Genomic DNA, 12,924 nt, shown 5'->3' with positions numbered 1-12,924 from the left:
TTTATCGTTTATTAATTTTATCTTTTACTGCTTGTTTCACTCGTTCAATATGATTCATCTTATTATTCCATAATGCTTCACTTAAATCGACCGGATACTCAGCCGGATAGTTTGTTCTTTTATACTCGTCCCAGAATAAATTAAGTTGATTTTCAGTAAATAATTGAATCTCTGCCAAATCAGGACATTCATAAACAAGTTGTCCATCAATGAAAATATCATGATGGAGATTTACAGCTTCAAAATTAGAAACAAACTTTTTATAGTAAGTATGCACCGGATGGAATAACATCACTTCTTCTTGTTCATTTGGATACTCATTTTCCAGCGTGAGATAATCTCCTTCACTATGTTGATTTTCCTTATTTATAATTCGGTAAACCTTTTTCATAGCAGGTGTTGTCATTTTTTCTGGATTTCCTGATAATTTAATGGTATCTTTCATATCCCCATTTTCATCTTCAATAGACACAAGTTTATATACTGCACCTAGTGCAGGTTGATCATACGCAGTAATCAGCTTTGTTCCAATTCCCCACACATCAATCTTCGCTCCCTGTGCGAGAAGACTTGCAATCGTATATTCATCTAAATCATTCGATGCATAAATTTTTGCATCTGGAAAACCAGCTTCATCAAGCATTCTTCTTGCTTCTTTTGATAAATAAGCTAAATCTCCGCTGTCTAATCGTATTCCTTGGAAATTAATACTATCCCCTAGCTCTTTTGCAGCTTTAATAGCGTTCGGAACTCCTGAACGTAATGTATCGTATGTATCAACAAGAAACACACAGTCTTTGTGTCGTTCGGCGTACTTCATAAACGCTTTATATTCATCTCGATACGCCTGAATCATCGAGTGCGCATGGGTTCCTGAGACAGGAATACCAAATAATTTGCCTGCACGGACATTACTCGTTGCACTAAAGCCTCCAATAAATGCAGCGCGAGTACCCCAAACTGCTGCATCCATTTCCTGCGCTCTTCTCGTTCCAAATTCCATTACAAGCTGATCTCCTACAAGCTGGCGAATACGCGATGCTTTGGTAGCAATAAGCGTTTGGTAATTAACAATATTTAATAAAGCTGTTTCTAATAATTGCGCCTCAGCAAGACTAGCCTCTACACGAAGAATCGGCTCATTGGCAAATACGATTTCCCCTTCTTTCATTGACTTAATCGTACCAGTGAAGCGTATACTTTTTAAATATTCGATAAAGTCATCTTGATAACCAATCTCTTTTAAATAAGTTAGATCTGCATCTGTAAATCGAAAATTATTCATATACTCGATTATCCGTTCTAAACCAGCATACACTCCATATCCGTTTCCAAATGGAAGGCTGCGGAAATATAGATCAAACACTGCTTTCCTATTATGAACATCGTCATTCCAATATGTTTCTGCCATATTAATTTGATATAAATCCGTATGTAATGCCAAGCTGTCATCAATGTAATTCATTGTTTTCCTCCTAAATTATAGAATGCGCTACTTTCTATGGATTCATAAGCGCAAAATCAATTTATTCCCAGATAGATGGTACAATTACTTGATTCGTAAACCGATATAATTGCGATGGTCGATAAGAATTCCGCTCTGTTTTCTTCCAATTTCCAGTTTCATCAACAACTTTTTCTAAAAAAGGAAGCTTCGGTGCTTTTGTGAAAAAAACAGATTTATTTGCTATTTTCGGATGATTAGATACCGTAAGTAATACTCCTTGGAGTTCTGATAATGTAAATTCATGTAACAAAAAATTCTTCGCTATATCTGTATTCAACATATCTCTTTCAATTCGCTTTAAGGCGTCATCAATAATTTGACGATGATCAAACGCTAATGGTAATTCAAACGCTTCTTCTATAGAAACCAATCTCACTTCAGCCGCATCGTCTGCTGCTTTGCGATTAGTTAATTTACCTTCAGGAACGATGGCGTAGTGCGCATTGGATATAATCCACCCTCTTGGATCACGTCCCCAGTCATCATAAACTCCAAAATGTTTTAGATATACTTGATCAACACCCGTTTCTTCTACTAATTCTCTCATCGCTGATTCATGGGCTGTCTCTTGCTGTTTTGCGTCCACAAAGCCTCCAGGCAACGCCCACTTTCCACCCTCAACATTTGGATTTCCATGCTTGTCTATTTCAACCCTTCGAATTAAAAGTAGTTTTAATAATTTTTTTGGTAGTACTTTTCGTTTACTTGTATTCTCAACAATCGTATTCGATACGATAGTAAAGACAGCAATATCACTTGTATACCCATCTGGAGTTATATATTTTTTTGAAGAATTCGGTTGTAAAAATGCTTGTTTTTGATCGAATTTGGGCATAACTTCACCTCAATTTTTTGAAGTAATTTGTAATTTTATAATTACTAATTATTATACGCCAAAAAAAGAAGATGTCAATTCATATTTGACATCTAGTAATGCGTCTTATTTGTATATTTTTCCCATGTTTCAAAGGGAAGTAAGGAATCGTTTGTAGGAATTGTGATAAAAGGTAGTTTACGGGAACTAGGATGAAGGTCAATTTCTTGATAGATTAAATCGTCATCAAAATTAATCTTTGCGGCATCTTTTCGATTCGCTCCATAATATACCGCATCAACTCTTGCCCAATAGATTGCACCTAAACACATTGGACATGGTTCACAACTCGTATAAAGGGTACAGCCTTTCAACTCAAAAGTCGAAAGCTTCTCGCAAGCTTGGCGAATTGCTTGAACTTCAGCATGTGCAGTTGGGTCATTGTAATTGGTTACTTGGTTTGTTCCTTCTGCAATTATTTTATTATCTTTTATAATCACAGCTCCAAAAGGCCCCCCACCTTGAGAGATATTACTAACTGCTAATTCAATAGCCTTTGACATGAATAGCTGATGATTTGGATTTGTTTGCATGCTATCTTCCCCCTTCATATTAGTTTACCAAATTATCAGATTTATTTCTCCTCTTTACTTGGAAAGATCGTATACGACCATGAATAAATAAAATCAATAATAAAAATAATCCCCCAAACCATGGATAATCCAAATGCTGTTTCGTTCGCATATGGAGATTGTCTATAGTCACCATTTTCAATCCACGATAAGTCGGTGATATAATCCAATATACTTTCCGTACCACCTAGTCCATAGATCCATAAAATGAATTGAACAGAAGCAAAAACAATAAGATGAATAATAGAAGAATAACGATATTTTTTGGCAATATATTTTGGATTCTGTTGTTTTGCCATTATCTCTCTATCTCTTTCCGTTAATAGTTCTTTGCTTCTCCATTTTCCTATTACCTTTCTCATCCAGCGATCTAACCGTTTAAAATCGGTGATACCAAATGTACAAGCATAAACTACAAATAGTGTAATAATGATTTGAAAGTTAGAAATTTCTCCCGTTTGTTGATAAACCCAAATACCAAGTAAAGCTTCCATAATAAGAAGTACTAAAAATAAAATTATAAAGATGGCGCTAAGCTGTTTTCTATCTAGAAGATATCTTGTTATTCCAAATAACAAGAGCATTATCACAGATAAGATTTCTGCTACGATAAATATTTCCCATTGGTAAGTAAATATAAATTCCACAATAGCCCCCCCAAATTTAATTCTACAATTTAAATACTAATTTATTATACACACGACCTTTTGCATCTTACATCATTAAAAGAATTATCAACTATTTTACGATTCATCGCTAAAAAAGTTTCTAAAAATTTTATAAGCCTCTAGTACCAATGACTAGAGGCTCTTTATAATCAATTATTGTTGGTTCGCATACTTCACTATTACGTCGCGAAGTAAATCTACAATTTCCTTACCCGCTTTGTCGTTATAATACTTTCTAAAACGATCATCTGCTGCATACATTTCCGCTAACCCTTTGTGTGCTTCAGCAGAATACTCTGACCAACTATACAATAACCAATTCTTATGAAGGTCAAACGCTTGCTGTGCTTCTTTGGAATCTAAATCTTTTGATTGATCTAATTGGTCTAATGTCATAAACAATTCATCTTCTATTTCCTGCATCTTCTTAAAATCTTTCTCACTCATATTCATCCATTGTTGATTAGAAGCATTTACTGCCTCTTCTCCATATTTTTGACGGATTTCATCACCAAACATCTTCTCATTTTCTTCCAATTGTTCTTTTTTAAACCCTTCGAACTTCTCGTTATTCGACATATTTAATTCTCCTTTTTGATAACGTATCGTCTTATCGACAGTCAGTAATAAGTGGTCAATTTGCTTCCGTTTTGCCAGTAGTTGTTTACGGTGTTCTTCCAAAGCAATATGGATATCAAATGTAGAATCATCGAGAACAGATTGAATTTGCTCCAACTTCATCCCCATGGATCGATAAAGGAGTATTTGCTGCAGACGATTAATTTCTTCCTCACCATAAATGCGATATCCAGAATCATTTACCATCTTTGGCTTAAGCAGATTAATTTGATCATAATATCGAAGTGTTCGTGCACTAACACCTGATAAGTCTGCTATTTGCTTTACGGTATAATCCACTTCATCACCTCCTGATAATTTCAGTTTAAAGGTTTACGCTGCGTATAGGTCAATACATTTTTTTGGTTGTTTCAAGAAAAGGTTCATCGGGTAAACAGAACTTAAGGACAAGTCGAAGGGAGACACATCATGAATAAACGAAAAGTTACACTCAGTGCCTATGCAGTTTCTATTATATTAGTATTCTTATTGTTCATTATCGACTTTTTTGTCGTATCAATACCCGTCGGATACTTATTTGTTTCTATTTTTGCTATTTTACTAGCAACAACTATAGGCTTAATTGTATATTTCTCGATAAAGACGGAATAAGCCTGTTGTTTTCAGGCTTGTTCATCTTCATAATATCTTCTCATTTTTACATAACTCTTCTGAATGATTGAAGAAAATATTCTACTTCCTTAGGAGATCTTAATATATCTTTCCGCTCTCCCCCGTTTATATCGTATTCGATTAGGGAATAGATAACGTATGATTTATCCTAAATTATTACTATTTCTCGGAGGAAAAAAAATGAACAAGAAAATACACGACTTAATTGGTATCGGAGTAGGTCCATTTAATTTAAGCCTTGCTGTTTTAACAGAAGAAACAGCAGAAGTTGATGCAATGTACTTCGAGCAAGAAATGGAGTTTAATTGGCATCCGGGCATGCTTATAGAAGGGATGGATATGCAAACTCCATTTTTAGCAGACTTAGTAACATTCGCTAATCCGACAAGCCCTCATACATTTTTAAACTATTTACATGTACATAATAGACTGTATCAATTTTATTTCTTTAATCGCTTTACCATACCAAGAGAACAGTATAATGATTATTGTCAGTGGGTTGTATCTAACCTCAATCACTGTTATTTTGGGATGCGCGTGGTTGATGTTATTGACCACACCGAAGAAAGCTCGCCTCATTATGAGGTGATTGTGGAGAACCTCGTTGATCAAACAACCACATCTTACTTCTCTCGTCATATCGTATTAGGTACGGGAAGTATCCCGAATATCCCTAAACCTTTACAGGGTTTTCCAAACGAAGATGTCACACATACAAGCAGATATTTATATCTTGAGGATTCAATCAAGAATTCCAAATCTATAACGGTTGTAGGTTCTGGACAAAGTGCATCTGAGGTTTTTTATGATTTGTTAAAGGATCAAAAAAAGCATGGATATGATTTAACTTGGTTCACTCGTTCGGGTGGTTTCTTTCAAAAAGATGAAACAAGCCTTGGTAAAGAAGTTTTTTCACCTGAGTTTATCGATTACTTCCATAAATTATCGTTTGAAGGAAGACAAGAATCACTGAAAACATTGGATAGCGTTCGGAACGGTGTCGACCCTGTCATGTTAAATAAGATTTATGAAATTATGTATAACCGTTCGATTCACGCAGACAATCCATCCGTTACTATTCAATCTTCCACTTCTGTTAAGGATATTAATAAAGATACGTCCCAATCGACTTATCAGCTAACCTGTGAGCAATGGCTAAAGCAAGAGGAATTCACACATTCTTCCGATAAAGTTATTCTTGCAACGGGATATAAACCGAATCTTCCAGATTGGTTACAACGTTTTTCCGAACAGATCATATGGGAAGATAAACATCTGTATAAAGTGACCAAAGATTATCGTTTAGCTTTTAAAAAGGAACGCCATAATCATATTTATACATTAACTAACTTAGAGCATTCTCATGGTTCTAGTGCCACTAACTTAGGCTTATCTGTACTTCGTAATCAAAAAATTATTAATTCAATTGCTGGAAAGAGTATTTATCCTGTACCTCAGCAGGCTGTCTTTCAACAGTTTGAATAAAGTAATACTTTATTGAGTGGGCATGAGGCCTAACTACTCTACTTCATTTAGTACCACATAAAAGAAACGTTGGGGGACAGTTTATTCCGCTTACCTCTTGGTTAAGCGAGTTACTGTCCCTTTTAGCTATATATTTTCTACTCCTTTACCAGATGACTCATTATATATTTCCACTTTTACAACTGCCTCTTTCTAAATATCCATTGATAAACGAACCATATCCATTACCTGTATTCCATTTTCAAAAATTGGTTCCTTATAATGCCGCACAAAAAAATCACGATCAATACTGGTTATTCGAAATCCACATTTCTGGTATAACGCGAGTTGATGAACACTCGAATTCCCCGTACCTATTTCAATCGTTTTATATCCTAATCTTTTTGATTCTTCAATTGCATGAAGAATAAGTTTCTTTCCAAATCCTTGACCCTGAAAGTATTCATCAACAGCCACGTTTACTATTTCTATAGTCTCCGGTCTTGTTGGGATAAGTACATATTCTCCGATTAATTGCTTCTTTTTCTCCAATACATAACAAACCCCTCTTCTTACATAACTCTTCACTATACTCTCAGATGGATCCGCCATTAATAATAGTTTCATTGGAACATTTTCTCCATCTTGTAATCGACGTATCATTTAAATCTCCTCACTAGTTCCTTTAAATAATCATCTTAATTCATAGTGCACAAAGTTATTCACCTTTTTAAACCCAACTGATTCATAAAGGTGAATGGCACCTATATTCTCGTCATTAACTGTCAAATCCAAAGTTGGTATTTCCATTTCTATCATAAGTAGTATCATACTTTGCTGTAATAATTGCTTCCCTATGCCTTGTTTTCGATAAGCAGAATCCACTCCTATAAATTCTACACTCCCTTCTTTAAACTGTTTATTTCCTTCTAAATAAGCATAACCAATTACATCATCGTCACCATTTGTTCGAACTAATAATCGATGTTCATCTGTTAGACGATCGAGGATTATCTCTGCTGGATAATATGTACCAGGAAAAAGGGTATCATGCAATGCCTTAAAACTATCGGTCATCTTAGTATTATATATATCTATTTCTTCATAATTCGTATTACTTGTGCTCGTAAATTGATTGCATTGGAGAACGGTATGATACCCATTTACGGTTGCATTTAAGTTTTTCGCAAATGATCTCATCTCTTCATTTTCTACATGATAAAAAAATTGGAATTTCCATTTTTGTTTTGTGAACGGATGTTGAGACCAGAGACTATTTGCAGTTTGAATTGGATTTTCACTTGTTACTACTGGACCCCAAACTTCTGCTTCCCCATCTTCGTGATCAAAAGCAACCACTCCTACAATCTCGTCTCCGTCTACGGCAACCATCATTTCTTCTAATCTAAAATCTTCCATTAATACTTCTTTTATCTCGTTCGTATTTTCGCCTATATAACCACATCTTTTTATTGGATTTTTATTTGCTTCTGCTAGATATGAAGCGATACTAGAATAGGTAGTAGGTTTTTTTAGCTCCATTAAACAGTTACCTCCTCGTTAGGTATACCCTTTTATTTGAATCCAGTATTATTCAGCTATGCTATAAATTACTACCTTTATTATACATGTATTATTCTTATATTTCAGAAAATAAATACCAGAGATGTTTAATTAGACGTAAATAACTTAGCCATCAACGCATGATATCCCATAATAACTACTTCTCTATTTAATTTAATAGTATAGATATCAAAATTAAATCCGCATATCGTAATATGCGGATTTAACTCAAAAAATCTATTTAACCAATATTTTTGGTAGATTGTTTATAAAAGTTACTGAAATAATCGTTTGTCTCACTTGCAACCACTTTGTATAAGAGTAACAACCCAATAAGGTTTGGAATCATCATTAACGCGTTAGCCATATCTGCAAATGCCCAAACAGTTGTTAATTGTGCAATGGTCCCAATAAATGTGGCGCCTATATAAATCGTTCGATATATGCTTACATATTTTAAGCCAAATAAATATTCAAAACATTTTATACCGTAAACATACCACCCTAAAATGGTCGAGAAACCAAAGAATACAACAGAAATAGATACAACATATTCTCCAATATTACCTAGCGTTGATCCAAAAGCTGCACTTGTTAGCGCTCCGGCTTCAAGACTAGCATCATGTGAGACTCCAGAAAGAAGCCCACCTGTTGTATCCCAAAAACCAGTAACTAATAAAACCATTCCTGTCATTGTACAAACAATAATCGTAACTATAAATGTACCGGTCATAGCCACTAATGCCTGTTTAACTGGATGGCTTGTTTTTGCATTTCCAGCAATTAAAGCAACTGTACCAAGACCTGCTTCATTTGAAAAGATTCCTTTCGATACGCCATTTCGAATCGCTTCTGAAACAACAACTCCGGAAAATCCACCAACAGCTGATACCGGATTAAATGCATAGGTAAATATTAATTCAAAAGCCGGAATAATTTTATCGTAATTTAAACCAATAATTAGTAATGATGCACCAATATAAAGAAGTGCCATGATCGGAACAAATACACTCGCCACTGAGCTAATACGTTGTAATCCACCAAATATAATCAAGGATGTGAATATAACAAGAATAATACCGGTAGTTAAACCATTTATACTAAAACTATTTTCCATCACATCGGCAATTGTATTGGACTGTACACTATTTCCTATTCCCAATGCTGCGAAAGCACCAAAAAAGGCAAAAGCAACAGCAAGCGGTTTCCACTTCTTGCCGATACCTCTTTCGATATAATACATTGGACCACTGGAATACTCCCCGTCCTCATTTTTCACGCGATATTTCATCGCAAGTAAAGCCTCTGCATATTTCGTCGCCATTCCTACTAGTCCAACAATCCACATCCAGAAGATTGCCCCTGGTCCACCAAGCGTCACCGCTGTTGCTACACCGGCAATGTTTCCATTACCGACCATCCCTGCAAGCGATGTCATTAAAGCCTTAAAGTTGCTGACGTCACCTTCCGTTCCATCATCTTCTTTGTCTTTTGTGAAGGCAACTTTAAACGCATAGCCAAGTCTTTTGAATTGTAAGCCCTTTAAAATAAGTGTTAAAAATAGTCCAGTTCCAACCAGTAAGATTAAACTGGGGGTTCCCCAAAGAACGTCATTGATATTTTCTAGTATGTTAATCATTTATATCCTCCTATGTACTATGTTACGCTCGTGATGTATTACAGATATACTACATTACCTGTTAGATAGAATAGGGGGGTAAAACCTTTCTCATATTCCTAAAGGCACGAAGCAATTTTATTCTAGTATTTTTCTTTGATAAGGTGCATACGCTTTCAACAAACGATAAAAGAAAATTATTTACGCACAGTTATCGATATTAATATATTTTTGCAATTATGTACAGTATTTCCTTACAATTACAAAAAAGAAAAAACGGGCAACCCCCGCCCGGTTTTATCTCTCCTGCTCATAGACAATGCTGGTTCCTATTAAATGTATTAAGATTATGGTGAGGAGTTTGGAATTAAAAAGCTTTACTCACCACTAGGTAAAAGCGATATACGTACGTTACTATTTTACATTAACTACAAACCAATTTTTAATAGCATAAATCATAGTGATAAAAATTAATAAAATACCAATAATGAGGAGAATTAAATTGCTGGTAAATAAACCAGTGAATAACGCAATCATAGATAAGATATATAATAAAAGAGCATAATTGTTCATGCGCACTTTCACATTATCACCATCTTTTACTGATGTTGGTTTACTTCCAAAAAACCATTGGTTTGCAGTAATTTGCGTTTTATCTTTTGGCAAATCGATGTGTTTTTCCTCATTCTGTTTTAAGCTCGTCAACTTCTCATTGTCCGCTTTGACAGTAATTCGAGTTGCTCCACCCATCATTCCAGTATTACGCTTTAATTTGATAGCCATATTTTGACCCCTCCTGTTTAATACATCCATACTATTCAGCATTTTGGAATATACTCATACGAGAGGAGGATAAGCCTTTTTTCATTCACCTATGAAATTACGTGGTAAAAAAAATGCGTGACTACATCACCATTAATTGCTTTTATTAATTTAAGTGGAATTGTTAATTACTTCTTACAAATAATTTCTTACCTTCTCCTAATAGTACCGGTGTAATATGTAAATGTAGTTCATCTGCTAATTTTTCTACATTGCTAGCACTTCCAATACTAACCTCTTTATCTCCAACAATTTGTCTTGCCGTATCAATTGCCCTATGAAAACCACTTGCAAAATGAAATATTGTATCTTGTTCCGCGTATTCGTTCGGTGGTTCATGTGTTACAACTACAATAGGAATACCTGCTATTGGATGACTACCATTCCATCCGTTTACAATATCAAAAGTTCTTCTCCCTACCACCATTTCACCTATCGAACGTATGGGTTGGTCAAATATACGTCGATTCACTTCAGACATGGTAAAAAAATTATTGTATTCACTAGCAAATGAACCTTGAAACATCCAATTTTGTAATGATTTTCCACCTATTCCCAGTGGTTGTTGTGTGGAATCATCTTTTCCAGTGATATACCTATCTAAGGACATGGAAATATCATATCTACTACACCTTCCCCATACTATAAATCTCCTTTTAATATATTGTTTCCTCGTTCATAATTTAAAAAAACAGTATCGTCAAAACGCTTGTATTCTTTTAAATGATAGTTTCTTTGATTTTGCATAGTCGGAAACATCCGCTTGCCATCACCAAGCAATATTGGAAAAATAAATAACCAAACTTCATCGATTAAGTCATAATGAAAAAATTCTTCCGCCAAGCTTGCTCCTCCTAGAGAAATATCCCCGCCTCTAATTTTTTTTAATTGTAAGATGGATGACACCATATCACCATTCAGTAATTCTGTATTCCATTGTAGATCTTCTTGCTTTAATTTACTTGAAATCACATATTTTTTTACTTTCATCCAGTGCTTTGCCCAATCTCTCTCTTCTTTTGAAGCATCCGGTGCTTGTCCTTTACTTGGCCAAATAGACATATTTTCGTACATCTTCCTACCATATATATGTGCGTCTATATTTTCCTCCTTTTTATTTATAAATCCAAATAATTCATCACCTGGTATACTCCATTCCAGTTCACCGTTAGTTCCTTCAATATAGCCATCTAATGTAACCATTTGTGAATAAATAATTTTTCTACTCATCCTTTTCTCCTTTCCCTTTTTAATACTTGTAGAAAATATACCATAAAGGCGACTTCCATATTCTTATAATTCACAAAATAGTTTTAGATTCTCTCTTTTCAATGAAAAAACGCATAAACTCAGAGTTTCCTCCAATTTCATGCGTTATAGCATATTCTTATTTATTCTGAAGCGAGTGCATCCGCTTTTGTCTGATGCACAGTTCCAAATGGATGTTCTGGGGGCGCGTAAATAGAGTATAATTTCAGTGGTTCATCTCCCGTATTGGTTATATTATGCCACGTTCCTGCCGGTACCATGACAGCACTCCCATCAGACAGTTGTCGCCGATATGTTAAATTATTCTCTCGGCTTCCCATTTGAACCAAACCATCACCTTCCTCTATTCGAAAAAACTGATCGCGGTCGTTATGGACTTCTAAACCAATATCATCACCAACAGGAATACTCATCAATGTGACTTGTAGATGTTCTCCAGTCCAAATTGCTGTTCGATATGCTGTATTTTGCTCAGCAGCATCCTCTATATCAATAACGAATGGATGGCCACCATAGTCCCCAATCTGTCTTTTCATAGCAGTGGTCGATTCATTATTTCTGGAATAATGATAACAATTATACAATTGATTTGCAGCCATATAACCTACTGATGATAATTGATAATGTAATTGTTGAACAGCTGAGCTGTTACTTTTTAGACTAGCTTTATAGTTTTCCTCATAATCTTCTATACATCGTTCCACAATATCTTGTATACCTAATTCTGAATTGCTTCTTTCTTCTGCTTCTGTCTCATAACGCGGAGCCTTACCGGTGATATTTCTATATAAATAATCCAATTGATTTATGTTTCTCAATTTAATCTCACGTGTATAATTTATTGTATTCAAAAATGGTTGTTCATTTATAGATGAGCTTAATTGATCTAATAACTGGATGGTCACAGCATCTTTTTGTAAGTTCTCTAATGTTATTTTTGCTAACTCTTCTTTCTCCTGTTCCGTTATAGAGGGTGACTGCGAAGCATAACGAAGATCATTTGGATAATAAGGAATATAATACATGTACTCATTAACCTGCCTTTCTTAGAATCTAAAATCAGCATATGCCCACAGTAAAAAATAGTTCTTATTGGATTAACTGATTAATAGAAAGACAATTAAATTGGAAATTAACTTGTAAAAACAGTGGTAATAAAAGGATTAAAGATAACATAAGACTTCCAGGGTAACTGACGATTAATCATCTCCATTTAAAAAACAGATGAAATATGTTCGTATCCCCAGATTCTTCTCTTTTACTAAGCATAAAGCTTTGTAAAATTAATCTTCGACTCCTAGGAATTATTTATATTT

General features: G+C 34.7%; 14 protein-coding genes. 2 read left to right on the top strand and 12 right to left on the bottom strand.

From position 1 onward, the window contains the following. Position 1 precedes the first annotated feature (1 nt). From OB_RS02155 to OB_RS02135, 5 genes are all read right to left on the bottom strand, one after another. Positions 2 to 1,465 (bottom strand): nicotinate phosphoribosyltransferase, encoded by a 1,464-nt coding sequence (locus tag OB_RS02155; RefSeq protein ID WP_011064791.1) that lies wholly within the window; start codon positions 1,463 to 1,465, stop codon positions 2 to 4. A gap of 61 nt (positions 1,466 to 1,526) precedes the next feature. Continuing rightward, a complete protein-coding gene (locus OB_RS02150) occupies positions 1,527 to 2,342 on the bottom strand; it encodes an NUDIX hydrolase (protein WP_011064790.1) in 816 nt (271 codons plus the stop codon). 92 nt (positions 2,343 to 2,434) lie between these two features. Then, positions 2,435 to 2,914, bottom strand: a complete 480-nt coding sequence (locus tag OB_RS02145) for a nucleoside deaminase (protein WP_011064789.1) — start codon at positions 2,912 to 2,914, stop codon at positions 2,435 to 2,437. A gap of 41 nt (positions 2,915 to 2,955) precedes the next feature. After that, positions 2,956 to 3,600 carry a hypothetical protein gene (locus tag OB_RS02140; protein WP_011064788.1) on the bottom strand — a complete coding sequence of 215 codons (645 nt, stop codon included), beginning with the start codon at positions 3,598 to 3,600 and terminating at the stop codon, positions 2,956 to 2,958. Between the two features lie 174 nt (positions 3,601 to 3,774). Further along, complete coding sequence (locus tag OB_RS02135; protein WP_011064787.1) at positions 3,775 to 4,539, bottom strand: MerR family transcriptional regulator; 765 nt, start codon at positions 4,537 to 4,539, stop codon at positions 3,775 to 3,777. Between the two features lie 129 nt (positions 4,540 to 4,668). Here OB_RS02135 and OB_RS02130 point away from each other — a divergent pair, with 129 nt between their 5' ends. Together OB_RS02130 and OB_RS02125 are read left to right on the top strand one after the other, a co-directional pair. Next, on the top strand, positions 4,669 to 4,851 hold the full coding sequence (locus tag OB_RS02130; RefSeq protein WP_011064786.1) for a hypothetical protein: 183 nt from the start codon (positions 4,669 to 4,671) through the stop codon (positions 4,849 to 4,851). 201 nt (positions 4,852 to 5,052) lie between these two features. After that, complete coding sequence (locus OB_RS02125) at positions 5,053 to 6,357, top strand: lysine N(6)-hydroxylase/L-ornithine N(5)-oxygenase family protein (RefSeq protein WP_011064785.1); 1,305 nt, start codon at positions 5,053 to 5,055, stop codon at positions 6,355 to 6,357. Between the two features lie 192 nt (positions 6,358 to 6,549). Here the strand turns inward: OB_RS02125 and OB_RS02120 are convergent, their stop codons facing one another. The 7 genes from OB_RS02120 to OB_RS02090 form a co-directional block, all read right to left on the bottom strand. Then, positions 6,550 to 6,999: a GNAT family N-acetyltransferase gene (locus tag OB_RS02120; RefSeq protein ID WP_011064784.1), complete on the bottom strand. Its 450-nt coding sequence runs from the start codon at positions 6,997 to 6,999 to the stop codon at positions 6,550 to 6,552. 30 nt (positions 7,000 to 7,029) lie between these two features. After that, positions 7,030 to 7,878, bottom strand: coding sequence for a GNAT family N-acetyltransferase (locus OB_RS02115; RefSeq protein WP_011064783.1), 849 nt, complete (start codon positions 7,876 to 7,878; stop codon positions 7,030 to 7,032). A 262-nt stretch (positions 7,879 to 8,140) separates the two neighbouring features. Then, entirely contained in the window at positions 8,141 to 9,538 is a 1,398-nt protein-coding gene (locus tag OB_RS02110; RefSeq protein ID WP_011064782.1) for an alanine/glycine:cation symporter family protein, read from the bottom strand. A 393-nt stretch (positions 9,539 to 9,931) separates the two neighbouring features. Next, on the bottom strand, positions 9,932 to 10,300 hold the full coding sequence (locus OB_RS02105) for a hypothetical protein (protein WP_011064781.1): 369 nt from the start codon (positions 10,298 to 10,300) through the stop codon (positions 9,932 to 9,934). Between the two features lie 163 nt (positions 10,301 to 10,463). Further along, a complete protein-coding gene (locus tag OB_RS02100) occupies positions 10,464 to 10,949 on the bottom strand; it encodes a dihydrofolate reductase family protein (RefSeq protein ID WP_011064780.1) in 486 nt (161 codons plus the stop codon). Positions 10,950 to 10,981: 32 nt separating this feature from the next. Beyond that, positions 10,982 to 11,569: a dihydrofolate reductase family protein gene (locus OB_RS02095; protein WP_011064779.1), complete on the bottom strand. Its 588-nt coding sequence runs from the start codon at positions 11,567 to 11,569 to the stop codon at positions 10,982 to 10,984. Between the two features lie 161 nt (positions 11,570 to 11,730). Beyond that, positions 11,731 to 12,633 carry a cupin domain-containing protein gene (locus OB_RS02090; protein WP_011064778.1) on the bottom strand — a complete coding sequence of 301 codons (903 nt, stop codon included), beginning with the start codon at positions 12,631 to 12,633 and terminating at the stop codon, positions 11,731 to 11,733. Positions 12,634 to 12,924: the final 291 nt, after the last annotated feature.

Origin of the sequence: Oceanobacillus iheyensis HTE831, from assembly GCF_000011245.1 — a bacterium.
In the GTDB taxonomy this organism is placed as follows: domain Bacteria; phylum Bacillota; class Bacilli; order Bacillales; family Amphibacillaceae; genus Oceanobacillus; species Oceanobacillus iheyensis.
Note: the sequence above shows the minus strand (reverse complement) of the source record. Positions and strands in the feature narration are given on the sequence as shown.